Below are 26972 nucleotides of genomic sequence, written 5' to 3'. Positions count from 1 at the left end.
CCGGATCTGCAGCGCATCACTTCGTGCTGCGCAGCGTCCGGGGCACGAGAGGGAATTACCGCGGCGCGCGCTTGGCCAGGATCCGCTGCAGCGTGCGGCGGTGCATGTTGAGCCTTCGCGCGGTTTCCGAGACGTTGCGGTTGCACATCTCGTAGATGCGCTGGATGTGTTCCCAGCGGACGCGGTCGGCGGACATCGGATTCGCCGGCAGTTCGGACTTTTCAGCGTTGGTCGAGAGCAGCGCGGCGACGACGTCGTCGGCGTCCGCGGGCTTCGAGAGATAGTCGATTGCGCCCATCTTCACCGCGGTGACGGCGGTAGCGATGTTGCCATAGCCGGTGAGCACGATGGCGCGGGCTTCGGGGCGCTTCTTCTTCAGCGCGGAGACGACGTCGAGGCCGTTGCCGTCGCCGAGTCTGAGATCGACCACGGCGAAGGCGGGCGCGGACTTGCCGATTTGCGCAAGGCCGTCCGAAACCGTGTCACATGACGTCACCGCAAAGCCGCGTGTCTCCATCGCGCGCGACAGGCGCTCCAGGAACGGCTTGTCGTCTTCCACGATCAGAAGCGAGCGGTCGGTCTGTTCATTCAGTTCGGCGATGGCGTTCAAGGTTTTGTCCTCTCTCCTGCGCATCTACATATGGCGTCACGATCAGGCGGTGCCAAGGTCGCCAATAGTCGATCGGGTCTCACGTGCGGCGGAACGTCGCGCCTATCCTATTGTTTCCTCCAGGCTCTCGATAGCCTCGAATCGTTCGCGCGGCCACGCGATCTGCACCACTGCACCGTGTTCCGGGAAGATCCGGTTGGTGAACGAGACCTTGGCGCCGGTGCGCTCGAGCAGCGTACGGGCGATGAACACGCCTAATCCCAGGCCGCCGCCGGCGTCCTGGGAACGCCGCCGCGACAGATAGGGCTCGCCGATCCGTTTCATGAGGTCGGGCGGTATGCCGGGGCCGTCGTCGGAGATCACGATCTCGATGGTTTCGTTGTTCCACCACGCATTCACTTCCACGGTGGTGCGCGCGAAATCGACGGCATTCTCGACGATGTTGCCGACACCGTAGAGCACCGCCGGATTGCGCGATCCGACGGGCTCGGCTGCGGCGGTCACCGCGATCCGCACCTTGATCTCGACGCCGAAATCGCGGTGTGGCGCCACCACCTCCTCGATCAGCTCGGACAGTTTCATGCGGTCGAATGGCGCGCCGGTCGAGGAGAGCTGGGTGATCTTGCCCAAGATGTCGCGGCAGCGCTGCGTCTGTTCGCGCAAGGTCTTAATGTCGCCGGCGAAGCTCGGGTCCTTCACCGTCTTCTCCAGCTCGCGCGCGATCAGGAAGATGGTGGCGAGCGGCGTGCCGAGCTCGTGCGCCGCGGCGGCGGCGAGGCCGTCGAGCTGGGTCAGATGCTGTTCGCGCGTCAGTACCAGCTCCGTGGCCGCGAGCGCGTCGGCAAGCTTGCGCGCCTCCTCGGTCACCTGGAACGAATAGAGGCTGGTGACGCCGATCGCGAGCACGATCGAAAGCCAGACGCCGACGAGATAGATCGGCGGCAGCACCACGGGATCTTCCGCGTCCCATGGCAGCGGGAAATGAACGAAGAACAGGATCGAGGCGCAGGCCACGGCCAGGATGCCGAGGCCGAACGTCAGCCGTGCCGGCAATGCGGTCGCCGAGATCAGGACCGGCGCCAGGAACAGGAAAGAGAACGGATTCTGCAGTCCGCCGGTAAAGAACAACAGCCCGGCCAGTTCCACGATGTTCAGCGCCAGCAGTCCGGCCGCCTGAATCGGCTCCAGGCGCCGCATCGGGTTCACCGCGGTCTGGAGCACCAGGTTGAGCACAGCCGACAGGCCGATGATGCTGACGCAGGGAACGATCTCGACGTCGAACTCGAGCCCTTGCGCCACGACGAAGATCGCAGCTAACTGGCCCAGCACAGCGAGCCAGCGCAGCCGCAGGATCGTATCCAGGCGGATGTGTCGCTGCGAAGGGCGGAAGTTGGAAGCCGCGGTCTCGGTCATGGCAGGCCAATCTAGCGGTGCGCGTGTCCGATCACAAACACGCGGGCCCGCACCTTCGGTCTAATTGCGAGCCATAGAAATCGAGTCTTGCACATCAAGTCTTGCGCTCCACCGCGCAATGGCAGAAGAACGCCTCTAGCATGACCGGGAATGACAACGCTTCAAGCCGGCCGACTGTCGCGGATGGCATTTCATCCGCGGCCATCGAGGTCGATCGCCTGGTCAAGGTCTACAAGCAGACCCGTGCGGTGGACGGCATCTCCTTTTCGCTTCCCCGCGGCAGCATCACCGGGCTCCTGGGCGGCAACGGCGCCGGCAAGACCACCACCATCGCCATGATCATGGGGCTGGTGCTGCCGACCTCCGGCCGCGTCCGCGTGCTCGGGCATCAAATGCCGGACGAGAGCGCCGAGGTGCTGGGGCGGATGAACTTCGAGAGCCCCTATGTCGACATGCCGATGCGGCTCACGGTGCGACAGAATCTCACCATTTTCGGCAAGCTCTACGCCGTGAAAGGCCTCGCCGACCGCATCGCCAAACTGGCCGACGAACTCGATCTCAACGACTTCATCGACCGCGCCAACGGCAAGCTCTCCGCCGGGCAGAAGACCCGCGTCGCGCTGGCCAAGGCGCTGATCAACCAGCCCGAGCTGCTCCTGCTGGACGAGCCGACTGCCTCGCTCGATCCTGATACGGCCGACTGGGTGCGGGCGCATCTGGAGCGCTATCGCAAGGACAACAACGCCTCCATCCTCTTGGCCTCGCACAACATGCTCGAGGTCGAGCGGTTGTGCGACCGCGTCATCATCATGAAGCGCGGGCGCATCGAGGACGATGACACGCCTGATGCCATCATGGCCCGCTACAACCGCACCACGCTGGAGGAAGTGTTTCTGGATGTCGCGCGCGGGCGGGCAAATGGTGCGGAGGAGGCGGCAAGATGAGATGCTGCGTTTGTAGCCCGGATGGAGCGAAGCGCAATCCGGGATTCTCGCACCTGGCTCGACCGGCCCCGGATTGCGCTTCGCTCCATCCGGGCTACGGGTCACAGCCATGACCGACCTCTCCCTCCACCGTGGCATCTCGGCTCACCGCATCGGCGCGATGATCCTGCGCTACTGGTACCTGCTGCTGTCGTCCTGGCCGCGGTTGCTCGAGCTGTTGTACTGGCCGGCGCTCCAGGTCATCACCTGGGGCTTCATCCAGTATTACATCGCGCAAAATGCCAGCTTCTTCGCGCGTGCCGGCGGCACGCTGATCGGCGCCGTCATCCTCTGGGACATCCTGTTCCGCGGCCAGCTCGGCTTCTCCATCTCATTCCTGGAAGAGATGTGGGCGCGCAATCTCGGCAACCTCATGATGAGCCCCTTGAGGCCGATCGAGTTTCTGCTCTCGCTGACGGTCATGAGCCTGATCCGGCTTGCGATCGGAATCATCCCGATGACGCTGCTTGCGCTGATCTTCTTTCACTTCAATGTCTACAGCCTCGGCCTGCCGCTGATCGCGTTCTTCTGCAACCTGATCTTCACCAGTTGGTCGGTCGGCATCTTCGTCTCCGGCCTGGTGTTGCGAAACGGCCTTGGCGCCGAGAGCATCGTCTGGACGTTGATGTTCGCGATCATGCCGCTCGCCTGCATCTATTACCCGGTCAGCGTGCTGCCGGTCTGGCTGCAATACGTCGCCTGGGCGCTGCCGCCGACCTATGTGTTCGAGGGAATGCGCGCGCTGCTGATCGAGAACAGCTTCAGGACCGATCTGATGCTGGAGGCGTTGGCGATCAACGCTTGTCTCCTGGCTGCTTCGTTCTGGGCATTCCTTGCCCTTTTGCGCAGCGCCAAAATGCACGGCTCGCTGCTGTCGAGCGGCGAATAACGTCACTTTCTCGTGGATTCAGGCTGATTTGTCGGTCTTGGCTACGTAGATGTACGGAACCATGCATTGACGCAATATTACGCATTCGGCAGTATGTTGCGATGCGAAGAGGGTTATAGAGATGCCTATTGGTGAGTTTGGCGGCGCGCCGCCCCTGGCAGCAGAAGGCAGCCCGGTTCTGACCACGCCGATGTACTGGATGTACGAGATGGCGCACGCCTCTCTCAATCCGGCACGTGCGGTCACCGACGCGACCAAGCTCCTGTTTCAGAATCCCCTCAATCCCTGGGCGCGCACCGAGGTCGGCAAGTCGGTCGCGGCGGCCTGCGAATTGTTCGAGCGCACCACGCGCCGCTACGGCAAGCCGGAATGGGGCCTCGACGATACCGAGGTCAACGGCATCCGCGTCCCCGTCGAGGTCCGCTCGGTCTGGGAAAAGCCGTTCTGCCGGCTGCTCTATTTCGATCGCAAGTTCGCGCGCCCCTTGCGCAGCCCGCAGCCGCGCGTGCTGATCGTCGCGCCGATGTCCGGTCATTACGCGACGCTGCTCCGTGGCACGGTCGAAGCGTTCCTGCCGGCGCATGAGGTCTACATCACCGATTGGGCCGATGCGCGGATGGTGCCCTTGAGCGAGGGCCGCTTCGACCTCGACGATTACATCGATTACGTCATCGAGATGCTACACGTCCTCGGCGGCAACACCCACGTGATGGCGGTGTGCCAGCCCTCCGTGCCCGTCGTCGCGGCCGTCTCGATCATGGAAGCGCGGCGCGATCCCTTCGTGCCGACTTCGATGACGTTGATGGGCGGTCCGATCGACACGCGCCGCAATCCGACCGCGGTGAACGACCTCGCGCAGGAGCGCGGCATCGACTGGTTCCGCAATCACGTCATCACCAAGGTGCCGTTCCCGCATCCGGGCATGATGCGCGACGTCTATCCGGGCTTCCTGCAGCTCAACGGGTTCATCAGCATGAATCTCGACCGGCACATGGATGCCCACAAGCAGCTGTTCGCCAATCTGGTGAAGGGCGACGGCGACCTCGTCGACAAGCATCGCGAATTCTACGACGAATATCTCGCGGTGATGGACCTCTCGGCCGAATATTACCTGCAAACGGTCGATACCGTGTTCGTGAAACACTCGCTGCCGAAGGGCGAGATGACCCATCGCGGAACACGCGTCGATCCTTCCAAGGTGACGCGCGTCGCGTTGATGACTGTCGAAGGCGAGAAAGACGACATCTCGGGGCTCGGTCAGACCGAAGCCACGCACTCGCTATGCAGTGCAATTCCCGATCATCGCCGCGTTCATTACGTGCAGAAGGGCGTCGGACATTACGGCGTGTTCAACGGATCCCGCTTCAAATCGGAAATCGTGCCGCGCATCCATGACTTCATGGTCTCGGCGGCGAATCCGAGCTCGTTGCAGGCTCGCGCGGCTGAATAGCGATCGCATTTCGGCTTTCCCGTCGAAAATCCGACCCCGGCCGAAGCCTCCGGCAGGGGTTCATTCCCTCCAGCTTCGCGGTATTTAGGTAGCTTTATAGGAGTGAGTCTTCCCTCAGCCCTTGGGGGTGTCGCATGCGTCCAGAGAGGGCGAAAAAACCCGGTTCCAACCCCAGTCTGTAGGGTCTCCCGGACGTCAGACCGCTGTATATTGGGCAAATGATTTGTTTTTGCGCCGAGCGCTTTCCATGGCGGCGGTTATGGCAGAATCCGGGCGCTCTCCTGCCCCCCGGACTGACAGACATGGCCACCCGCGCACTTCTCTATCGTCGGCCCCACGAACCGAAGACCCTCGTCATCACCCATGGATCGCAGTTTTTTGCCATCCGATTGCGCCGGCACAGACGTGCGCGCCGCTACACTCTCAGAATTCATCCAAGCGACCGCGAAGCCATTCTCACCATGCCTCCGCGCGGCACGCTCGCCGACGCCAAGGACTTCGCGCAGCGTCACGGCGCGTGGATTGCCGCGCGTCTCGGTCGCTTGCCGAAGGCTGCGCCGTTCCAACCTGGCACAGTGATACCGCTGCGTGGCGTCCCCCATCGCATCGTGCATCGCGCCGGGCAGCGCGGGACGGTTTGGACCGAGACGCGCGAGTCCGGTGAACGCATTCTCTGCGTCGCTGGTGGGCTCGAGTATGTCGATCGACGCGTCGGCGACTTCCTCAAGCGTGAGGCGCGCCGTGATCTGCAGCGTTCCGCCGAGACCCATGCCGCCGAGCTCGGCGTCAAGGTGAAGCGGCTCTCGATCCGCGATCAATCCAGCCGCTGGGGCTCCTGCACCTCGGCCGGCTCGCTGTCATTCTCCTGGCGCCTGATCCTCGCGCCGCCCTTCGTGCTCGACTATCTCGCCGCCCACGAGGTCGCTCATCTCGTCGAGATGAACCACTCGGCCCGCTTCTGGCGGGTCTGCGGCAAGATCTGTCCCTCCATGGAGCGCGCCAAGAAGTGGCTCGACACCCATGGGAATGATCTGCACCGGTATGGGGTCGAGGATTAGCCCAGCAAATGCTGTCATCGCCCGCGAAGGCGGGCGATCGCATTTTGTACTATCATAACAAGGCTTTCGACTGACCCACCGCGTGTCACGCCGCAACCCACCGCCTACTGTGCATGGGGTTGTTTTCGCGTTCTTGTTCTGGCGCCTACCGATTCCCGCCGAACAGCCGGTCCATCAGCCAGCCATCAAGTCCCGCAGCCGCTTCGGGCCGCACATTGGCGCGCGTCGGTGGCGGGGCGCGATAGCCGCCATTGCTGACCGGTGCAGGTCCAGAGCCAGATCCAGGCGCCGCCTGTGTCGGCGGCGAGACCTGCGATGAGACCTGCACGAGATTCGACGGCCCCCAATTGGTTTGCAGATTGGGCAGGGCCGCCACGGGCACGCCTTCGTGCGCCGCGCGCATGAAGCGGGTCCAGACTTCCACCGGCAGGCCGCCGCCGGTCGTCTTCCTGGTCGGCGAGTTGTCGTCATTGCCGAGCCAGACGCCGGTGACGAGGTTGGCGGTGTAGCCGATGAACCAGGCGTCGCGATAATCCTGGCTGGTGCCGGTCTTTCCGGCCGCCTGCCAGCCGGGGATCTCGGCCTTCTTGGCGGTGCCCGATATCAGCGTCTCGCGCATCATCGTGTTCATCATGCCGACATAGCGCGGCTCGATCACCTGATTATGCTCGTCGGGCTGACGCATGTAGAGCAGCTTGCCGTCGAGCGTCTTGATCCGCGTCACCACATGCGGCACGGCGGCGAAGCCGCCATTGGCGAATGGTGCATAGGCGCCGACCAGCTCGACCACCGAGACTTCCGAGGTACCGAGCGCGATCGAAGCGTTGGGCTCGAGCTTGGAGGAGATGCCGAGCCGGTGCGCGGTGCGCACCACGTTCTTCGGCCCGACCTCGAGGCCAAGGCGGATGGCGACGGTGTTGAGCGACATCGCCAGCGCCTGCGTCAGCGTCACCGCGCCGAAATATTCATGCGTATAGTTCTCGGGCTTCCAGCCCTTGACCTCGATCGGCGCGTCCTGGCGAACGGTGTCGGGCGTGAGCCCTTGCTCGAGGGCGGTCAGGTACACGAACGGCTTGAACGAGGAGCCTGGCTGGCGCTTGGCGGTCACGGCGCGGTTGAACTGGCTCTCGGAATAGTTCCGGCCGCCGACCATGGCGCGCACCGCACCGTCCGGCGTCATCGCCACCAGCGCGCCCTGGCTGACATTGAACTTCACGCTCTTGGCCGCGAGCTCGTCGATGATGGCGGCCTCCGCCACCGCCTGGAGCTTCGGATCGATCGTGGTCTCGACCTTGATGCTGTCGTCGATCTGGCCGACCAGATCGTCCAGCACTTCGCCGATCCAGTCGGCGACGTAGTTGATGGTGCCGGCGCCGACCGGCTTCACATTGAAGGAGGGATGGCCGATCGAGGCCTGGGCCTGCGCCTCGGTGATGAATTTGGCGTCGGCCATCGCCGCGAGCACGACCTGTGCGCGCGCTTCCGCGCCTTCCGGGTTGCGGTTCGGCGCGAGGCGTGAGGGCGATTTGACGAGGCCCGCCAGCATCGCGGCTTCCGCGATCGTCACGTTCTTCGCCGACTTGCCGAAATACTTTTGCGCAGCAGCTTCGACGCCATAGGCGCCGGAGCCGAAATAGACGCGGTTGAGATAGAGCTCCAGAATCTCGTTCTTGGAGTGCTTGCGCTCGAGCCAGATCGCGAGTTCCGCCTCCTGCAGCTTGCGCTGCATGGTGCGCTCCTGGGTCAGGAACAGATTTTTCGCGAGCTGCTGCGTCAGCGTCGAGCCGCCCTGCGACACGCCGCGATGGAGCAAATTGGTGACGAGGGCGCGCAGAATGCCGACGGGATCGATGCCGAAATGGGAATAGAAGCGGCGGTCCTCGATCGCGATGAAGGCCTTGGGCAGATAAGGCGGCAGATCCTTCAGCGACACGTTGGCGCCGGCCATCTCGCCGCGCTGCGCCAGCAGGCTGCCGTCGATGCCGACGATCTGGATCGTCGGCGGACGTTTGGGAATCTCCAGCGACTGGATCGGCGGCAGATGGGCGCCGACCCAGATCACGACGCCCATCACGGCGATGACGCCCCACAGACTCAGCACCGCGCCCCAATAGACGAAACGGCCGAGGCCGGCGCCGATGGATGATTTAGACCGACGCTTGGCACCGCTGCTCTTGGCCGGCGCCTTGCGCTCGCGCGGCGGCTCGTCGTCGGACGTATCACTCTTGCGCTTGCTGGAAGTTTTTTTCGGCTTGTCCTCGCCGCCGCCGGGAATGCGGTCTGCCGCCGTCAGGCGCAGATCGGCGAGCGCCGCGGGCAAGCCGAACAGCGGCTCTTTCCGCCCACCCTTTTTCTTCGCCGATCCCATACGCAAAACGCCCGCTCACCCCGCCCGCCGCACGCTACCGGTCGCTGTTTAAGGCCCGGTTACCCCGTGCTTAACGACTGATTAGGAGATGCGGCATTCCCAAGCCGCAGTTCCGCTCATGGGCCGGCAGCGCTAGGATCGTGGCCATAAACAGAGGGAGCTCGCATGGGCCACATCGATCCGACCAAGGAGATCTTCGCGCAATTCCGGGAGAACGACCGCCCGGGTCCGATCCACATGCTCAATCTGGTGCGCCTGCGGAAGGAGGCGGCCTATCCCGACGGCCGCAAGGCCAGCGGGGCGGAAGCCTATGCCGCCTACGGCCGAGAGAGCGGGCCGGTGTTCGAGCGCCTCGGCGGCCGCATCGTCTGGCAGGGCCGGTTCGAACTGATGCTGATCGGTCCGCAGGACGAGCGCTGGGACCATTGCTTCATCGCCGAATACCCGAGCGTCGCCGCCTTCGTCGAGATGATCCGCGACCCCGTCTATCGCGAGGCGGTGAAGCATCGTCAGGCCGCGGTGGAGGATTCGCGGCTGATTCGGCACGCGGTGCTGCCGGTGGGCAAGAATTTCGGGGAGGTGCCGAAATAGACGGTTCCAAGGAGTGAGGCGAAGCATCTCCAGCCGGCGCGGCCGGTCTATTTCGCGAGTCCGACTTCCCCCGCCGCCGCCCTGACGAGGCCGTTGGGATCTCCCGCGAGCTTTTCGCGCACGAGGTCCGGGCGATTGAGCGTGCTGTAGAGCTTGCTCAAAGCACCCCCGCGAATGACCGTGAGATATTGAGCAGCCTTGCGTGATGAAACCTCGAAGAAACCCTCAGGCGTCAAGACCGCCCATTCCCCTTCGAAGAAGGCAATCAAGGTTGCATATTGCTGGCCGGAAGCCGCGTCCCAGACCCGGACAGTCCCGTCGCGCCCTCCGCTGATGACGCGTCTGCCGTCCGGCGAAAACGCCACCGATGTCACTGAACCGATGTGACCGACGTATTGCTGCAATTGCTGGCCGGTCGATAGGTCCCACATCCGCAACGTGCTGTCGGCGCTGCCGGTCAGCGCCTTCTTTCCGTCGGGCGAGAATGCGACGGCAAGCACGCGGTCGAGATGTCCCCTCAACAGCCGCAGCTCGTGACCGCTCTTGACGTCCCACGCGCGCGCCGTTCGATCCTCGCTTCCCGTCAAGGCCCGGGCGCCGTCCGGAGAGAAGGCGACGGACGTCACGCTGCGCATGTGGCCGGTGAGCGCACGCAGCCTACGTCCGGACGCAACCTCCCAAAGTAGCGCCTGGTGGTCATAACCTCCCGTCAGCATGGTCCCGCCGTCCGAAGAGATCGCAACGGCCTGCACCATGCTCTCGTGTCCCTTGAATTGGCGTACCTCCTGGCCGGAGGCGAGACTGAGCATGTGAATCGTGTCGTCGCTGCTCGCGATCGCGGCGGCTTGTCCGTCCGGCAACATGGCCAGCGCATGATCAGAATCAGTCCCCGATGGACTCTTCCATGCATGCAGCTCTTGCCCCGAGGCGACGTCCCACTGCCTCAGCATCTTGTCATAGCTGGCGGTCACGGCCGTCTTCCCGTCCGGCGCGAACACCGCGGAGGTCAGTTGGTTTTCGTGCCCGCGAAACTGCCGCAGCTGGATACCTGAATTGAGATCCCAAAGCCGGGCCAGATGGTCGTAATTCGCCGTGAGAACCGTGCTTCCATCGGGCGCGATTGCGATGGACGACACGACAGTCGAACGGCTGGACAGCCGCTGCACTACCTTGCCCGAGGCAAGATCCCATATCCGCGCGATCGCGTCGCCGCTTGCCGTCAGAGCCGACTTGCCATCCGGAGAATAGGCGACCGCCCACACATTGTCTCGATGACCGGCGAGCAGCAGGAGCTGATTTCCGGTGGCCACGTCCCAGACCCGCGCGGTCTTGTCGGAATCCGATCCGCCCGTCAGCACGGTCTTGCCGTCCGGTGAGAACGCCACCGAGACGACATAGCCGTCGTGTCCCTTCAACTGTCGCAGCTCCTGCGCCGAGGCGACGTCCCAGAGCCGCGCCGTGCGGTCGTCGCTTCCGGTCAAGATGGTCTTGCCGTCGGGCGAGAAGACCACGCCTCTCACGCTGTCGCTGTGACCCTTGAATTGCTTCAATTCCCGTCCCGATCCTGTCTCCCACAGGCGAACCGCACCGTCGGCGCTCGCCGTCAGGAAGTTCAGGCCGTCCGGCGACCACGCCACGGCGAAAATCGCGCTCCGCCCCTGCATCTGGCGAACCTCCCGGCCTGTCCCGACGTCCCAGAGCCGCGCCGTCTGGTCCACGCTGCCGGTCAGGATCGTCTTGCCGTCCGGAGAGAAGGCGAGAGAGGCGACGGGTGCGGCATGCCCCTCCAAGCGCCGGAGTTCGCGCCCGCTCGTCAGATCCCAGAGCCTGACGGTGAGATCGATTCCGCTCGTGACGGCGAGCTCCCCGTCCGACGACACTGCAATTGCGACCACTGCGCCGACATGGCCGCGCAACACACGAATGGCGCGGCCGGTCGTCAGGCTCCATCCTTGCGCGGTGGAGTCGAAGCTTGCGGTGAGCACATATTTGCCGTCCGGCGTGAACACCGCACCTCGAATATCCTCGCTATGGCCGAGGTGTGGAGCGATTTCCACCTGGGCCGTCTGCGCCGAAGCCGGTTGCCGTGCGGCGACGGCGCTCATGATCGCGAACATGCACATCGCGATCCACCGCGTGCGGCGTCCTGTCATTTCGGGTGTTTCCTTCTCCGATCGAACCGGGGACCGGGACCGCTCGCGCGCCGGCATCGCGCTTGCCAAACGCTCTTCCGTCCTCAGTCGACGCATCCGCCAATCGGGGACCTGCAGGAATAGCCTTGATTGCTGCACTTTTCGTAGACTTGGTCGCTGCTCGCCCCCGAGACCCAGGTGACGTTGCCCCGCTTACGTCCGATGATGATGAAGTAGCAACCTTGGTTTGAGGCCTGGCTGACGTCGCATTCGCGAGTGTCGGAGTTCTGTTCGCAACTGCGTTTCGCCGCGCGCTGCGCCTCGATCGCCGAGGGTTGAGGACCGGAATATCCGATTGCGACGCGGACCGACCCGCGGACCCGGTAGATCACATGGGCAACGGCATTCCAGGTTTCGCTGGAAGGCGACCCCGCCGTGTCGGTCGGCGGCGACGCGACGGACGAAGGCTGACGGGAAGGTGGGGCAGATGGCGCAGGGACTGCGGTCGAGAGCGTGGAATTTCGCAACAGCTTCTCGGCCGGCTCCCGGTAGGCGCACGCAACGCACTGTGCCAGATAGGCACGATAGTCTGCCTCGGTTTGGGCATTGGAAAACTGCTCCCGTTCCTTCACGACGGCTGCAAGCCTCGCCTGGATCGCAGCGTAGAGGTCGGAGGCGCAGAAACCGCGGTCGCAGATGTCGATCAGCCGCTTCAGTTTCCGTTCGTCGTATCTTGCTTCCTCCAGCTTTGCGACGCTGGCGAACTCCGGCTCGGAGCCGGCCCGGGCCGGCTGCAATGGAGCGCTGCAAGCCAGCAAGCCGCCCGCCGCCGTCACGGCAAGCAGCGCGCACCTCGCAGCCGCAATCCGGGGGAGCTTGGCGCCGGGAGGCCTTGCCCGGTGTTCTGAGATCCACATCACGCGCTTCGTATTGCTGTCCCTGTTCGACGCGCTGCCATTGTGGTCGAAACTTCCCGGGCTGCATCACCCATCCGGGTGATGGAGCCATCGGACAAGCATGTAGGTTGGCCGGCTCATAACCAAGGCGACTTCGATGTCCGGATTCCTGCCGATTGCGCGTTCGTTGGGGTGGATGGCCACCGCCCTTGCCCTCTTCGCCGGCCTCACTCGCGCGACGGCGGCGTCCAGCGAGGACGATCTGCGCCATTGTCAGTATTCCAGGGACACGGCGGCCGCGATCGATATCTGCACGAGGCTCATAGAAGACGCCGCTCAAACGGCGGACGTTCGGGCGAGAGCCTATCTTGAACGTGCAAAGCACTACTATGAAAAGAACATGGGCGACGAGGATGACGCCCAGACTGCCGCTCGTATGAAGCTGCCGCTCGATGACCTTGGCCGCGCCATGAAGCTGGCTCCGAGCAACCTCGACCTCTATCTCGAGCGTGCGCGGATTTACCAGGCCTTGGAGCGAAATGACGAGGCGATCGCAGACTTGACGACCGTCCTGAATGCCAATCCAAAGAACAAGTGGGCGCTCAGAAACAGGGCTGAAGTCTTCGAGCTCAAGAACGATTTCGATCGCGCCCTCGCTGATTTGAACTCGCTGGTCCAGCTCGATCCGTCTGCCGCCGATCCTTATGAATTGCGGAGCAGGTTCTGGGACAGGAAGGGAGACACGGCGAAGGCCGAAGCGGATGCTCGCGAATTCCAGGCCAGGAAGGCGGTCGCGGACCAGCTCGCGATCCGTGCCGATAATTTCAGCATCGAGCCGATCCAGACATCCAAGTCGACCTACTATGCGGTCCGGTCCAACGTGCCCGTACAAACCGAGCCACGGCGTGATGCGCCGACGGAATCGACCCTGTCCCAGGGCACCAAAGTCACGGTGACGGGCCGCACCCGCAACAGTTACAAGGGCGAGGAGCGCTGGTTCGTGGTCGACTACGCCGACAAGAAGCCGCGCTATGTTCTTGGCGAGGATCTGCTCGATGAGGCATCCCGGAACGAGATGCAAGCTTGGAGCGATGAGGCGAAGCTCGTGCCCGACCGTCTCGACAAGGCCGCCAGATCCCGAGGGCCGCTAGCCGGCTTCATGGGCGCCTATTTCGCGGCGGACACCTGCCCCGTGTCCGCAGGCGCCGAAGTCGGCCCCAAGGCGATGTCGTCCGAACGAGCGTTGGCTGCCCAAAATGCGCTCCTGACGCTGGTCCAGTATTTCGTTCTCTGGTCGGACGAGCGCTTCATCTACGTGTCGAATCTGGGACGTCATTCGGTCGACCAATTCGGCGTGGCGGACTCGAAGCGGGTTAGCCTTCAGTCGCTGGGCAATGTGACGGTCTACACCATGAAGAATGTCTCCCCGGCCAGCGGCGAGAATTCGTCCCTGACGATCGCCTTTACGTCCGACGGCCGCCGGGCCTTGTTCAATTTCAGGCAGGCAGGAAATTCATTTTCATTCACGCGGACTTCGAAATGCGACATCGAGGGCGTTCGAGACGTTTCGCGCATTTTGGTCCAGCGCATGCTCGCCGATGTCCATGTGCGTTGATCAGTCTCCCAAAGTGCTGAAATGGTAACTTCCGGTGGACGGGCCAGTCTGGCCGCAGACGATCAGCCAACGGCCCCCCTCGTCGCCAATTCAGATTGGTGATGGAACCGATACGAGAATCACACTAAATCCTCTGCTGGTAACGCTCTTCCTTGGACGCCAGCCAACGCATGGTCCCCGCTGACGAATTTCAGCTCCTGATAGATCTGATTTATGAGGCCGCCGTCGTGCCCGAGCTGTGGCCGACGCTTCTCGGTCGCCTCTCCGGCCTCGCGGACGGGGCCGGCGGGCTGTTGTTCACCGCCAATCTCGACCGCATGCGATGGGCGGCATCGCCCGACATTTACCCGACGATGATCGAATTCATTCGGGATGGCTGGGCTGCGATCAATCCGCGCCCACAACGAATGGGGGCGGTTCCGCCGGTCGGTTTCATCTCTGACCATGACTACTTCTCCCAGGAGGAGATCGACACCGATCCGGTTTATGACTTCTACCGCAGGCGTGGCCTCGGGTGGGCCACCGGCACCATGTTCAATGTGCCGAGCGGCGACTCCATCATTTTCTCCTTTGAGAAGGCCTACGCGAAAGGCCCGATCGAACGGAAGGTGATCGACTTCTTCGACCAACTCCGGCCTCACCTTGGACGTGCCTCGCTCCTTGCCGCGCGCCTGGGCCTGGAGAAGGCGCGAGCCATGACGGAGGCGCTCGCCGAAGTCGGCTTGCCAGGTGCCGTATTGCGCGGGCCCGGCCGCCTCTACGCTGCCAATCCGCTCTTCGAAGCCCTGATACCGGAGCTCTGTTACGATCGGCCGGCGCGGCTGACGTTTAGCGATCCGATCATCGACCGTCTGTTTGCCGATGGAATTGATCTACTCGCGCGCGCGGTCGTCCGCCCCGGTCCGCAGCAAGTTTGTTCGATTCCGATTCCAGCGCGCGACGACAAGGTGCCGATGATCGTTCACCTGCTCCCGGTGCGCCGTGCTGCACAGGACCTTTTCTCGCAAGCATCCGCGCTCGTGATTCTCACGCCGGTTGATCGGGGCGCCGTGCCGACCGCCGAGCTGATCGCAGGACTTTTCGACCTGACGCCCGCGGAAGCCCGCGTCGCCCGCGAGCTTTCCGGTGGAGCGACGATCGATCAGATTGCGGATCGCTCTGGATTGTCGCGCGAAACCGTGCGCACGCAATTGAAGAACGTGTTCGCCAAGACAGGCCTGACACGCCAAGTTGATCTGGTCGCGCTGTTGAGCAACGCCGGACTACCACGTCAGCCGCGATGATCGGCTGACGTGGTCCCGATCCGCCGTCTCGCTTCGGCGATGTCGAGACGGCTGGCTCGGGCCTAGCCCGCCGGGCCTGAGCCCTCGATGATCGGGCCGAACAGTTCCCAGCGTTCGCCGTTGAACTTCATCATCTGCATCTGCTTGTTGACGCGGTAGTCGTCGGCGCCCGTGTTGATCTTGATGCCGGGGAGCGCGAGGCTGGGAGTGAAGTCCTTGATGCTGGCGGCCTGCTTCATGACGTTTTCGCGTGTCAGGTCGTCGCTGCACTGTTTCAGCACCTGAACCAGCAACTCCGCCACCGAATAGGCGTAGGTGTTGACGGTGTTGAGCTTGTCGCCTTCAGGGAAGTATTTGTCCATGAACGCGAAGAACGCCTTCACGCCGGGGTCGTCCTTCCACTGTGGGTCGCCCGGCTCCTTGCCGTACTGGGTCGAGATGATGCCCTTGGAGATGTCGAGGCCGGCCGGCTTCAGCGTGGCCGAGATCGGGCTCGCATTGATGTCGAGGATGTGCACCGGCGTCCAGCCGAGGTCGGCGAGCTTCTTGATTGCCTGTGCCGCGAATTTCGGTGTCGATGCATCAAAGAACACGTCGACACCCATCGACTTCAGCTTGACCACCTGTGAATCCACCGTCGGATCGGTGACCTCGTAGGACACCTCGCCGACGATCATGCTGGCGGCCTTGTCGCCGAGGCCGCTCTTCAGGCCCGCGAGATAGTCGCGACCCATGTCGTCGTTCTGGTAGAGCACGCCGATCTTGGCGTTCGGATGCTCCTTGAGAATGTACTTCGCGTAGATGCGTCCCTCGGACACGTAGTTGGGATTGTAGGCGATGGTCCAGGGATAGTTCTTCGGATCGTTGAAGCGCTCGGCGCCGGTCGAAGCGAGCAGTTGCGGCACCTTCTTGCTGTTGAGATATTTTTGCACGGCGGCGTTCGCGGCAGTGCCGATCAGCTGGAAGGTGAAGAGGACCTCATCGCCCTCGACGAGCTTGCGCACCTGCTCGACCGTCTTCGGCGGCGAATAGGCGTCGTCGTACTGGATCAGATTGATCTTGCGGCCGTTGATGCCGCCCTGGTCGTTGATCATCTTGAAATAGGCGGCCTGGGTCTTGCCGATATTGGCGTAGACCGAATACGGGCCGGAGAACGGCACGGTCTGGCCGATCTTGATCTCGGTGTCGCTCGCACCGGTGTCGTATTTCTTCTGAGCGAAGGCCTGGCTGGCGGAGAAGGTGACGGCGAGCGCCGTGGTGGCAGCTAGGAAGGCTCTGCGACTGGTCATATTGGGTAGTTCCTCCTGACGGAATTTTCGGCCGATGGTCTTTTTCCGTTGATTGCAACGGTCGCCATCGCTGTCGAAGATTGTGGAGGAACGTTCGCCGCCGCGCAAGGATCGCGCACTGCGCCGTAGCGTTTCAGACCAAGGTCTCAGGCCAGGAACAAGGCGACCAGTGCGATCGCGGCCGGCAGCGCCTGCACGATCAGGATGCGCGTGCTGACGGTCGCCGCACCATAGACGCCGGCCACGATCACGCAGAGCAGGAAGAACACCTTGATCTGAAACGCGAGGGCCGGATTGCCATGCATCAGGCCCCAGGTCAGGCCGGCGGCGAGGAAGCCGTTGTAGAGGCCTTGATTGGCGGCCAGCACCTTCGTGATCTCGGCCTTCTCGGGCGAATTGCGGAATGTCTTCAAGCCCAAGGGCTTGTTCCAGAGAAACATCTCCAGGATCAGTAAATAGGTGTGCAGCGCGGCGACCAGCGCCACCAGGATATTGGCGATGAGAATCAAGTTGAGCTCCCCCAAAAGCGTCAGCTTTCGGGTGGACGTTAGCATGGCCTGCATGGCAAGTGCGATGGCGTGTTTCGACGTGATGGTGCCGCAATGCCCGCCCGATCAACCAGGACGCCTGAACGCTTCGGCCTCGACCGGTTGGCCACGCCGATCGGGATCGCGCTGCTCGTCACCGATGCCGACGGTGCGCTGCGCGCGCTCGATTGGGACGACTACGAGCCCCGCATGCGCGAGCTGTTGCGCCTGCATCATGGTGCTGTGAATCTGGTCGATCGGTCCGCGCCGATCGCGATGAAGACCGCGCTGTCGGCCTATTTTGAAGGTGATCTCGACCAGCTCACACGCATCGAATGGCGGATCGCCGGCACGCCGTTCCAGCAAAAGGTCTGGACGGCGTTGGCGAAGATTCCGGCGGGCACCACGATGAGCTACGGCGCGCTCGCGGCAAAGATCGACATGCCAAAAGCCATCCGTGCGGTCGGCCATGCCAACGGCTCAAATCCGATCAGCGTGGTGTTACCGTGTCACCGCCTGATCGGCGCCGACGGCTCGATGGTGAAATATGGCGGCGGCCTGGAGCGCAAGCGGTGGCTGCTGCGGCATGAGGGCGTGGAGGTTTAGTCTCTATCCACTGTCATTCCGGGGCGCGCGAAGCGCGAGCCCGGAATCCGTCGGGCCGCAGCGACGGTGCCGACGAATAGATTCCGGGCTCGACGCCCCGGAATGACGAAAGAGAATCACGCCGCCGGCTGGACCGCCTTGTCGCCGGCCATGACGTGCGTCAGCGCGCTCTTGATCGCGGCCTGGCGGGTCGGCGCGTTGATCTGCGCGCCCAGCAAATCGGTGACGTAGAACACATCGCGCGCGCGCTCGCCGAAGGTCGCGACATGGGCCGAGGCGATGTTGAGATTGAGCTTCGAGATGGCGGTGGTCAGCTCGTAGAGCAGGCCTGGGCGGTCGAGGCCGGAGACCTCGATCACGGTGTAGCGGTCGGACCACTGGTTGTTGATGGTCACCTCCGGCTCGATCACGAAGGGCTTCGCCTTGCTGCGCACCGTGCGCCGCGCCACCACTTCGGGCAGGCGCAGCTTGCCTTCCAGCACGTCCTCGATCATCTCGCCGATGCGGGTGGCGCGCCGGCCCTCGTCCTCGTCGCGGTCGTATTCCCTCGAGATCGAGATGGTGTCGAGCGCGCGTCCGTCGGTCGTGGTGTAGATCTGGGCGTCGACGATGTTGGCACCCGCCGAAGCGCAGGCACCGGCGATGATCGACAGCAGCCAGGGATGGTCGGCGGCGAAGATCGTCAGCTCGGTGACGCCGCGCACCTCGTCGAAGCCGACATTGATCGCGAGCTTGTGGCCGGCCTGCTCGCTCGATCGCACGAAGCGGGCGTGGCGGATCTTTCGCGGCAGCTCGACCTTGAGCCAGTAGGCCGGATAGTGCCGGCCGATATAGGCATCGAGCTCGTCGTCTGGCCATTCGGCGAAGGCGGTGCGGAATTCGGCGTGCGCGGCGATGAGACGCTTGCCGCGATCGACCTCCGAAAAGCCGCCGGTCAGCACCGGCTCGGTCTCATAATAGAGCGAGCGCAGGAGCTGCGCCTTCCAGCCATTCCACACGCCCGGACCGACGCCGCGGATGTCCGCAGTGGTGAGGATCGTCAGTAGCTTCATCTGCTCGACCGACTGCACCACGGCGGCAAAATTCTCGATGGTCTTGCGGTCCGACAGGTCGCGCGACTGCGCGACCGTCGACATCGTCAGATGTTCCTCGATCAGCCAGGCCACGAGCTCGGTGTCGGCGGCGCTGAAGCCGAGCCGCGGGCACAGCCGCCGCGCGACCTTGGCGCCGGCGATCGAGTGATCCTCCGGCCGTCCCTTGGCGATGTCGTGCAGCAGCGTCGTGATGTAGATCACCGCGCGGTGCTCGGGCCGGATCTTGCGCATCAGGTCGCTGGCCAGCGCGAACTCCTCGATGCCGCCGCGCTCGATGTCCTGGAGGAAGCCGACGCAGCGGATCAGATGCTCGTCGACGGTGTAGTGATGATACATGTTGAACTGCATCATCGAAACGATCTTGCCGAAGGCGCGGATGAAATGGCCAAGCACGCCGGTCTCGTTCATCCGTCGCAGCACGATCTCCGCGTTGTCGGAGGTCAGGATCTCCATGAACAGCCGGTTGGCCTCGGGATTCTCGCGCATGTGCGCGTTGATCAGGCCGAGCGAGCGCGTCACGTCGCGCATCGCATCCGGATGGAAGGCGAGGTTGTTCTTCTGCGCCAGGCGGAAGATGCGGATCAGATTGACCGGATCGTGCTTGAAGACGTCGGGCGCGGCGACGTTGATGCGGTTGTTGTCGACGATGAAGTCGTCGCTCTCCGGGACACGCCGCTTCGCCTGGGTCGGGCGCAGCCGCGCCATCATCCGGCTCAGCACCGGCGCGGGCTTGGCCTGCTGGTCCTCGAGCTTGGCGCAAAGGATGGCGGTGAGATTGCCGACTTCCTTGGCGACCAGGAAGTAGTGCTTCATGAAGCGCTCGACGTCCTGCATGCCGGGGTGCGAGGTGTAGCCGAGTCTGACGGCGATTTCGCGCTGGAGGTCGAAGGAGAGGCGTTCCTCGGCGCGATTGCAGTAGAAATGCAGATTGCAGCGCACAGACCAGAGGAAATCGGCACAGCGGCGGAAGCTGCGATACTCCTGCGCGTCGAACACGCCGCGCTCGACCAGTTCGTCGGTGTCGCGGACGCGATAGACGTATTTGGCGATCCAGAACAGCGTGTGCAGGTCGCGCAGCGCGCCCTTGCCGTCCTTGACGTTGGGCTCGACCAGATAGCGTGACTGGCCGCCGCGGCGATGGCGTTCTTCGCGCTCGGCGAGCTTTGCCGTGACGAACTCGGAGGCGGTGCCCTGCACCACCTCTCTGTCGAAGCGTTCGACCAGCTCGTCATAGAGCGGCTTGTCGCCGGTGAGGAAGCGCGTCTCCAGGATGGCGGTGCGGATGGTCATGTCGCCGCGCGCCTGCCGGATCGATTCGTCGACCGAGCGGGTGGCGTGGCCGACCTTCAGGCCCATGTCCCAGAGGCAATAGAGAATGGCCTCGGCGACCTGCTCGCCCCAGGCGGTCTGCTTGTAGGGCAGGATGAACAAGAGATCGATGTCGGATTCGGGAGCCATCAGGCCGCGGCCATAGCCGCCGGTCGCCACCACCGCCATGCGCTCGGCGCCGCTCGGGATCGGGGAGCGATAGAGATGACGGGTCGCGGCCGAATAGAGGATGCGGATGATCTCGTCCTGGACGTGGCATAGCCGCTCGGCGCAGCGCCGGCCATGACGGTCTTTCAGGAGAATTTTTTGCGCGGCGGCGCGTGCTGCGATCAGCTCGGCCTTGAGCAGTTGCGCGGTCGCCGTACGGAATGCGTCCTCGCGGCCGTGATGCTTCTCGGCGAGCGCATCGATCGCGGCGGTGATTCGCGGGGTGTCGAAGCGATCGTCCACCTCTGGTTTGTGCTCAGTCGCAACGCTGTCCATGTCTCACCGGATATAAGAGGTGACGGGCGCTGTCACGAGACATTCGTGGACGGACCACGGGCAAGTTCGGCCATGGAGGCCGGCCGGCCCCCATGTTGATCCCGGCCTCCGAGGTAACATAATGAATATGTTTGGCTTTTTCTGTTGCGCTCCCAGCTGCTCATGACAGCTTCCACCAATCATGGGCTGACACGAGACCGATCGCCTTCTATACCGCTCGCCGGTACGTCAGGGAGAGAACAAGATGGACGCCGCAGAGCTGCGCCAGATGCAGGCCCCGATCAAGGAGCGCTACAAGACCGATCCCAAGACCGCGATGATCACGCTGAAGGCGAAGGGCTCGACCGACAGCGAAGGCATCGCCTGCAAGGTCGAGACCGGCCGGGCCATCGCGATGGCCGGGCTGCATCCCGGGACCGGCGGCTCCGGTCTCGAACTTTGCTCCGGCGACATGCTGCTCGAGGCGCTGGTCGCCTGCGCCGGCGTCACGCTGAAATCGGTCGCGACCGCGATCGAGGTGCCGTTGAAGACCGGTAATATCTACGCCGAAGGCGATCTCGATTTCCGCGGCACACTCGGCATCGACAAGGAAACCCCGGTCGGCTTCGCCGAGATCCGCCTGCGCTTCGAGGTCGATACCGATGCACCGCAGGACAAGCTCGATCTCCTGCTCAAGCTCACCGAGCGCTATTGCGTGGTCTATCAGACCATCAAGAACGGCCCGAAGGTTTCGGTGTCGATGCAACGGATGTGAGACGAAGACCGAAGCCTGATAATCGGTGTCGTCCTGGCGAATGCCAGGACCTGTTACCCCCCACGGCCGATTGTCTTACTCTACCGGCAACTACGACCGCTTAACACGGCGAAGCCTGTGGCTATGGGTCCTGGATCGGCGCTCACTTCGTTCGCCTGTCCAGAACGACGAATGAAAAATGCCCCTCGACCTCCACTTCATCGTTTTTCTCGTCCTACGCATGGCGATCGCAGCGGCGTTCGTCGTGTCGGCATCAATCATCACCGAGCGCGCGGGCCCCGTGATCGGCGCGCTGATCGCGACCTTGCCGGTCTCCGCCGGTCCTTCTTACGTCTTCCTCGCCATTGACCATGACGCTGCCTTCATCGCCCAGGGTGCACTGTCGAGCCTTCCGGTCAACGCCGCGACGATCTTCATGGGTCTCACCTATGTCGTGCTGGCGCAGCGGCAAAGCCTCCTTGTGAGTTGCGGCAGCGCAGTCGCGCTCTGGATTGCGATGGCCTCGGTCATCCGCATGTTCGACTGGACCCTGGTCGGCGGGCTCGCCGTGAATTTCGTTGCGTTCGGCATCTGCATTCCCCTGCTTGCAGGCTATCGCCACGTGAAGATGCCGCTGGTGACGCGCCGCTGGTACGACATTCCGATGCGGGCCTCGCTCGTCGCGACCCTTGTCGCCATCGTCGTTTCGACCTCGGGCTGGGTCGGGCCGCGCATCAGCGGCGTCATCGCGCTCTATCCGGTGGTGTTCTCCAGCATCATGCTGATCCTGCATCCGCGTATCGGCGGGCCGCCGACCGCCGCCGTGCTCGCCAACTCCGCCTGGGGGCTGCTCGGATTCGGCATGGCGATCGCAGTCATGCACGTTGCGGTCGTGGAATTTGGATCGCTGATAGGCCTTTGTCTTGCGCTTGCAACCTGCGTGGTGTGGAATCTGACGCTGTGGTGGGGCGGACGCAGAAAATTGCGCGTCGAGGCGTGATCATTCCCCATGCGATCTCGCGCTCAGCCGCCGTAGTTCTCCGGAGTTGGACTGCGCGTTTCTGACATGGTCGTTAATTTAATCTTTGCTCCTCGACGGTAATTTGCCCGTCACATGTCAGGCGACCGACAAGATCGGCCAGGAGATCGGCAGCCTCAACGGCATTTCCGGCGATGTCGTCAGCGCGCTGAGCTCGATCAAGCAGGCGATCAACAACGTCGGCGAATATGTCACCTCGACCGCTGCCGCGATCGAGGAGCAGAGCACGGTCACCAACGAGATGTCGACCAGCATGCAGCGCGCTGCCGCGGAAGCGGCCGCAATGGTGGCACGGGCGTAGCAAAGCGCCCGAAATCGTAGGGTGGGTAAGCTGCGCTAACCCTCCCCGCGGCACCTCTCACTGCTTCGCCAGCTTGGCCTTCAGCGCATAGAGCGCATCCAGCGCTTCGCGCGGCGACATCTCGTCCGGGTGCAGCGCCTTCACCGCGTCCATCAACAACTCGGCTTCGCTTGGTGGCGCAGCCTCGGCGGCGGCGCGTGAGGGCACGGCGAACAGCGGCAGATCGTCGGCCAGCGCGCGTGCGGTCTGGCCACGGTCCTGGGCTTCGAGTTTTGCCAGCACCGATTTCGCGCGATTGATCACGGCCGGCGGCAGACCTGCAAGCTTGGCCACCTGGATGCCGTAGGAACGGTCGGCCGAGCCCGGCAGCACCTCGTGCAGGAACACGACATTGCCCTGCCACTCCTTCACCCGCACCGTCGCGTTGAACATGCGCGGCAGCTTGGCCGAGAGCGCGGTGAGCTCGTGATAATGCGTCGCGAACAGCGTGCGGCAGCGATTGCTTTCGTGCAGATGCTCGATCGCGGCCCAGGCAATGGAGAGGCCGTCGAAGGTCGCGGTGCCGCGGCCAATCTCGTCGAGGATGACGAGCGAACGCTCGCCGGCCTGGTTCAGGATCGCCGCGGTCTCGACCATTTCCACCATGAAAGTGGAGCGGCCGCGGGCCAGATCGTCGGCGGCGCCGACGCGCGAGAACAGGCGGTCGATGATCCCGATCCGCGCGCGCGCGGCCGGCACGTAGCTGCCGATCTGAGCCAGCAAGGCAATCAGTGCGTTCTGGCGCAGGAAGGTCGACTTACCCGCCATGTTCGGGCCGGTCAGCAGCCAGAGCTGGCCGGACTTTTGTGCTGGTGCCGGCGAGAGGTCGCAGGCATTGGCGATAAACGGCTCGCCATTGCGCTTCAGGGCCTGCTCCACCACGGGGTGGCGGCCGGCTTCGATGGCAAAGCCAAGGGAGCCGTCGACCTCCGGGCGGACATAGTTCTCGTCGACGGCGAGCTTGGCCAGCGAGGTCGCAACATCGAGGAGAGCAAAGCCCTGCGCCGCTGCGCGCAGATCGTCGCTGATCTCGATCGCCCTGGCGCAGAGCCGTTCGAAGATCTCGAGCTCGAGGCCCAGCGCGCGGTCGCCGGCATTGGCGATCTTGGCTTCGATCTCGCCCAGCTCCGAGGTCGTGAAGCGCACCTGGCCGGCCAGCGTCTGGCGGTGGATGAAGGTCGCATTCAGCGGCGCCGACATCAGCTTGTCGCCGTGCTGCGCGGTCACCTCGACGAAATAACCGAGCACGTTGTTGTGCCGGATCTTGAGCGCCTTGACGCCGGTGTCGTCGGCATAGCGCGCCTGCATCGAGGCTACGACAAGGCGTGAGGCGTCGCGCAGGTTTCGCGCTTTGTCGAGCGCCGGCTCGTACCCGGCGCGAACGAAGCCGCCATCGCGCTTGATCAGCGGCAATTGCTCGTCGAGCGCACGGGCGAATTCGGCCGCAAGCTCGCGCGACGGCCGCTTCAGCGCCGCCATCACCGCGGCGATCTCCTGTGGTGGCTGGTCGAGTTCACCGAGCCGCGCCAGCACCTGGTCGGCGGCGACGATGCCGTCGCGGATGCCAGCGAGATCGCGCGGGCCGCCGCGGCCGACCGAGAGACGAGCGAGCGCCCGCGACATGTCGGGCGCGCCGCGCAGAATGCTGCGGATGTCCTCGCGCGTGGCCGAATCCGCGACGAAGGTGCTGACGGCATCGAGCCGCCGCGCGATCGCCGGCGCATCCGTCAACGGCGCGGCGAGGCGTTGGGCCAACAGGCGCGAGCCGGCCGAGGTCACCGTGCAGTCGATCGCATCGAGCAGCGAGCCGCGGCGCTCGCCAGCAAGCGTTCGCGTCAGCTCAAGATTGGCGCGGGTGGCCGGATCGATCGCCATGGTTGCGCCGGAGGCTTCGCGCGATGGCGGTGACAGCGGCGGATGCTTGCCGACCTGGGTGCGGTCGACATAGGTGACGGCGGCGGCTGCGGCGGTGGCCTCGAGCCGTGTCAGCTGCGCCAGCCCGTCCATGGTCGCGACGGCAAAATAGTCGCACAGCCGCTTCTCGGCGGTCGCGCCATCGAAGACGTCGCGGGTCACCGGCGTCACTGCCGGCAGCTCGCGCAAGGTCTGAGCGATTTCGTTGTCGCCAAAGAGCGCATCGGTGACGATGGCCTCGTTCGGGTTGATGCGCGCCAGCGTTGCGGCGAGTTCGCCGCTGGAGCATTCCGTCACCATGAATTCGGCGGTCGAGATGTCGATCCAGGCTAGCCCGAAGCGGTCGCCGCCGGCGGAGGAGCGGGCGCGCGCGATCGCCAGCAGGTAATTGTTGGCGCGCGCATCCAGCAGCGTGTCCTCGGTCAGCGTGCCCGGCGTCACCAGCCGCACCACGCCGCGGCGCACGACGCTCTTGTTGCCGCGCGCTTTGGCCGCCGCGGGATCCTCGGTCTGCTCGCACACTGCGACGCGGTGTCCGGCGCTGATCAGGCGATGCAGGTAATCCTCGGAGCGCTCGACCGGCACGCCGCACATCGGGATATCGGCGCCCTGATGCTTGCCGCGCTTGGTCAGCACGATGCCGAGCGTCTTGGACGCAATTTCGGCGTCCTCGAAGAACAGCTCGTAGAAATCGCCCATCCGGTAGAACAGCAGGAGGCCGTGATGCGCGGCCTTGATCTCCAGATACTGTTCCATCATCGGCGTGACGCGCGCAGCGGCTTCCGCCGGCTGTGCGGGGATGTCGTCGGGAAGTGGCGCTTGTATCGGCTGTTGCATCGTCATGGGCGGCGCAACCTACAAAATTTCGCCATCAGCTCCTATCGCTTTGGCCTGACAGGGGAGGTTTTCCACGTTGTCCGCATTGCGGCATGCGCTGCGGGCCGCAGGCCCCTGCAAATGGCACGCGAAACCGTCAATTGACCTGCCGCGGGCGCCCTCCTAAAACTCCGCCGACATTGAAGAATTTGGGCCGGACCGCGGCATTCAGGGAGAACAGCGATGCGAGACGTCTTTATCTGCGATGCCGTGCGGACCCCGATCGGCCGTTTCGGCGGCTCGCTCGCCAAGGTGCGTGCCGACGACCTCGCCGCCGCCCCGATCAAGGCGCTGATGGCCAAGCATCCCAATTTCGACTGGGCGCAGGTCGATGAGGTCTTCTTCGGCTGCGCCAACCAGGCCGGCGAGGACAACCGCAACGTCGCGCGCATGGCGCTCTTGCTCGCCGGCCTTCCGGATTCGGTTCCCGGCCAGACCCTGAACCGGCTCTGCGCCTCCGGCCTCGACGCGGTCGGCGCCGCGGGCCGCGCCATCCGCTCCGGCGAGGTCGAGCTGGCGATCGCCGGCGGCGTCGAATCCATGACCCGCGCGCCCTTCGTGATGGGCAAGGCCCAGGAAGCCTTCTCGCGCTCGGCTGAGATCTTCGACACCACCATCGGCTGGCGCTTCATCAATCCGCTGCTGAAAGCGCAGTATGGCGTCGATGCGATGCCGGAGACCGGCGAGAACGTCGCCGAGGAATTCCAGGTCTCGCGCGCCGACCAGGACGCCTTCGCCATCCGCTCGCAGCAGCGCGCCGGCAAGGCGATCGCATCAGGCTATTTCGCCGAAGAAATCACTCCGATCACCATTCCCGGCGGCAAAGCCGGCCCCATCACGGTCGACAAGGACGAGCATCCGCGTCCCGAGACCACGCTGGAGGGTCTCGCCAAGCTGAAGCCGATCGTGCGCAATCCCGGCACCGTCACCGCCGGCAACGCCTCGGGCGTCAATGACGGCGCGGCGGCGATGATCCTCGCGTCCGAGCTAGCTGTGAAGAAGCATGGCCTCACGCCCCGCGCGCGCATTCTCGGTCTCGCTTCGGCCGGCGTGCCGCCGCGCATCATGGGCATCGGCCCGGTGCCGGCGACCCGCAAGCTGATGGAGCGGCTCGGCAAGAAGATCAGTGACTTTGACCTGATCGAACTCAACGAAGCCTTCGCCTCGCAGGGCATCGCGTGCATGCGCCAGCTCGGCGTTGCCGATGATGCCGATTTCGTCAATCCGCATGGCGGCGCCATCGCGCTCGGCCATCCCCTCGGCATGAGCGGCGCGCGCCTCGCGCTCACCGCCGTGCACGGCATGGAGAAGCGCGGCGGCAAGCTCGCGCTCGCCACCATGTGCGTCGGCGTCGGCCAGGGCGTCGCCGTCGCGATCGAGAAGGTGAGCTAAGACTCTGTCCTTTCCCTCTCCCCCGTGCGGGGAGAGGGAAAGTGTCCCCCCGGGTGAGAGAC

20 protein-coding genes and 1 pseudogene are annotated in these 26972 nt (G+C 64.1%); 12 read left to right on the top strand and 9 right to left on the bottom strand.

The window, feature by feature from the left end; all coding sequences use genetic code 11:
- Nucleotides 1–55: 55 nt before the first annotated feature.
- Both XH88_RS14650 and XH88_RS14645 read right to left on the bottom strand, forming a co-directional pair.
- Entirely contained in the window at nucleotides 56–610 is a 555-nt protein-coding gene (locus tag XH88_RS14650) for an ActR/PrrA/RegA family redox response regulator transcription factor (RefSeq protein WP_271668994.1), read from the bottom strand.
- Between the two features lie 102 nt (nucleotides 611–712).
- Nucleotides 713–2023 (bottom strand): ActS/PrrB/RegB family redox-sensitive histidine kinase, encoded by a 1311-nt coding sequence (locus tag XH88_RS14645; RefSeq protein WP_271668993.1) that lies wholly within the window; start codon nucleotides 2021–2023, stop codon nucleotides 713–715.
- 140 nt (nucleotides 2024–2163) lie between these two features.
- Here XH88_RS14645 and XH88_RS14640 point away from each other — a divergent pair, with 140 nt between their 5' ends.
- The 4 genes from XH88_RS14640 to XH88_RS14625 all read left to right on the top strand — a co-directional run bounded on the left by XH88_RS14640 (nucleotide 2164) and on the right by XH88_RS14625 (nucleotide 6403).
- Entirely contained in the window at nucleotides 2164–2967 is an 804-nt protein-coding gene (locus tag XH88_RS14640) for an ABC transporter ATP-binding protein (RefSeq protein ID WP_271668992.1), read from the top strand.
- A 109-nt stretch (nucleotides 2968–3076) separates the two neighbouring features.
- The gene (locus XH88_RS14635; protein WP_271668991.1) at nucleotides 3077–3895 is read left to right on the top strand and encodes an ABC transporter permease; all 819 of its coding nucleotides are present in this window, start codon (nucleotides 3077–3079) and stop codon (nucleotides 3893–3895) included.
- Between the two features lie 121 nt (nucleotides 3896–4016).
- Nucleotides 4017–5345 carry a polyhydroxyalkanoate depolymerase gene (locus XH88_RS14630; protein ID WP_271668990.1) on the top strand — a complete coding sequence of 443 codons (1329 nt, stop codon included), beginning with the start codon at nucleotides 4017–4019 and terminating at the stop codon, nucleotides 5343–5345.
- 218 nt (nucleotides 5346–5563) lie between these two features.
- Nucleotides 5564–6403, top strand: coding sequence for a M48 family metallopeptidase (locus XH88_RS14625; RefSeq protein ID WP_271668989.1), 840 nt, complete (start codon nucleotides 5564–5566; stop codon nucleotides 6401–6403).
- Nucleotides 6404–6548: 145 nt separating this feature from the next.
- Here the strand turns inward: XH88_RS14625 and XH88_RS14620 are convergent, their stop codons facing one another.
- Nucleotides 6549–8771 (bottom strand): transglycosylase domain-containing protein, encoded by a 2223-nt coding sequence (locus XH88_RS14620; protein WP_271668988.1) that lies wholly within the window; start codon nucleotides 8769–8771, stop codon nucleotides 6549–6551.
- Between the two features lie 165 nt (nucleotides 8772–8936).
- On the opposite strand from XH88_RS14620, the gene XH88_RS14615 reads away from it, so the two are divergent.
- Nucleotides 8937–9362: a DUF1330 domain-containing protein gene (locus XH88_RS14615; RefSeq protein ID WP_271668987.1), complete on the top strand. Its 426-nt coding sequence runs from the start codon at nucleotides 8937–8939 to the stop codon at nucleotides 9360–9362.
- 47 nt (nucleotides 9363–9409) lie between these two features.
- On the opposite strand, the gene XH88_RS14610 is transcribed toward XH88_RS14615, so the two are convergent.
- Nucleotides 9410–11515 carry a WD40 repeat domain-containing protein gene (locus XH88_RS14610; RefSeq protein WP_271668986.1) on the bottom strand — a complete coding sequence of 702 codons (2106 nt, stop codon included), beginning with the start codon at nucleotides 11513–11515 and terminating at the stop codon, nucleotides 9410–9412.
- An 83-nt stretch (nucleotides 11516–11598) separates the two neighbouring features.
- Nucleotides 11599–12411 carry a DUF4189 domain-containing protein gene (locus tag XH88_RS14605; protein ID WP_271668985.1) on the bottom strand — a complete coding sequence of 271 codons (813 nt, stop codon included), beginning with the start codon at nucleotides 12409–12411 and terminating at the stop codon, nucleotides 11599–11601.
- Between the two features lie 136 nt (nucleotides 12412–12547).
- Here XH88_RS14605 and XH88_RS14600 point away from each other — a divergent pair, with 136 nt between their 5' ends.
- Both XH88_RS14600 and XH88_RS14595 read left to right on the top strand, forming a co-directional pair.
- Entirely contained in the window at nucleotides 12548–14005 is a 1458-nt protein-coding gene (locus XH88_RS14600; protein WP_271668984.1) for a tetratricopeptide repeat protein, read from the top strand.
- A 170-nt stretch (nucleotides 14006–14175) separates the two neighbouring features.
- A complete protein-coding gene (locus XH88_RS14595; protein WP_271668983.1) occupies nucleotides 14176–15288 on the top strand; it encodes a helix-turn-helix transcriptional regulator in 1113 nt (370 codons plus the stop codon).
- Nucleotides 15289–15350: 62 nt separating this feature from the next.
- Here XH88_RS14595 and XH88_RS14590 read toward each other — a convergent pair whose 3' ends face one another.
- Nucleotides 15351–16577, bottom strand: a complete 1227-nt coding sequence (locus XH88_RS14590; RefSeq protein WP_271668982.1) for an ABC transporter substrate-binding protein — start codon at nucleotides 16575–16577, stop codon at nucleotides 15351–15353.
- Nucleotides 16578–16723: 146 nt separating this feature from the next.
- The gene (locus XH88_RS14585) at nucleotides 16724–17131 is read right to left on the bottom strand and encodes a DUF1304 domain-containing protein (RefSeq protein WP_271668981.1); all 408 of its coding nucleotides are present in this window, start codon (nucleotides 17129–17131) and stop codon (nucleotides 16724–16726) included.
- Nucleotides 17132–17179: 48 nt separating this feature from the next.
- Here XH88_RS14585 and XH88_RS14580 point away from each other — a divergent pair, with 48 nt between their 5' ends.
- Nucleotides 17180–17710 (top strand): methylated-DNA--[protein]-cysteine S-methyltransferase, encoded by a 531-nt coding sequence (locus XH88_RS14580; protein ID WP_271668980.1) that lies wholly within the window; start codon nucleotides 17180–17182, stop codon nucleotides 17708–17710.
- Nucleotides 17711–17826: 116 nt separating this feature from the next.
- Here the strand turns inward: XH88_RS14580 and XH88_RS14575 are convergent, their stop codons facing one another.
- Nucleotides 17827–20616, bottom strand: a complete 2790-nt coding sequence (locus XH88_RS14575) for a [protein-PII] uridylyltransferase (RefSeq protein WP_271668979.1) — start codon at nucleotides 20614–20616, stop codon at nucleotides 17827–17829.
- A gap of 244 nt (nucleotides 20617–20860) precedes the next feature.
- Here XH88_RS14575 and XH88_RS14570 point away from each other — a divergent pair, with 244 nt between their 5' ends.
- The 3 genes and pseudogenes from XH88_RS14570 to XH88_RS14560 all read left to right on the top strand — a co-directional run.
- Nucleotides 20861–21370, top strand: a complete 510-nt coding sequence (locus XH88_RS14570) for an OsmC family protein (protein ID WP_271668978.1) — start codon at nucleotides 20861–20863, stop codon at nucleotides 21368–21370.
- Between the two features lie 178 nt (nucleotides 21371–21548).
- Entirely contained in the window at nucleotides 21549–22349 is an 801-nt protein-coding gene (locus XH88_RS14565; RefSeq protein ID WP_271668977.1) for a hypothetical protein, read from the top strand.
- 118 nt (nucleotides 22350–22467) lie between these two features.
- Nucleotides 22468–22689, top strand: a pseudogene (locus XH88_RS14560) (histidine kinase); the annotation flags it as partial.
- A 57-nt stretch (nucleotides 22690–22746) separates the two neighbouring features.
- Here the strand turns inward: XH88_RS14560 and mutS are convergent.
- Nucleotides 22747–25485, bottom strand: a complete 2739-nt coding sequence (gene mutS, locus XH88_RS14555) for a DNA mismatch repair protein MutS (protein ID WP_271668976.1) — start codon at nucleotides 25483–25485, stop codon at nucleotides 22747–22749.
- 216 nt (nucleotides 25486–25701) lie between these two features.
- Between mutS and pcaF the strand changes: the two genes are divergently transcribed.
- Nucleotides 25702–26910, top strand: a complete 1209-nt coding sequence (pcaF, locus tag XH88_RS14550) for a 3-oxoadipyl-CoA thiolase (protein ID WP_271668975.1) — start codon at nucleotides 25702–25704, stop codon at nucleotides 26908–26910.
- Nucleotides 26911–26972: the final 62 nt, after the last annotated feature.

The sequence above is a fragment of the Bradyrhizobium sp. CCBAU 51627 genome, from assembly GCF_028128765.1.
Taxonomy (GTDB): domain Bacteria; phylum Pseudomonadota; class Alphaproteobacteria; order Rhizobiales; family Xanthobacteraceae; genus Bradyrhizobium.
Note: the sequence above shows the minus strand (reverse complement) of the source record. Positions and strands in the feature narration are given on the sequence as shown.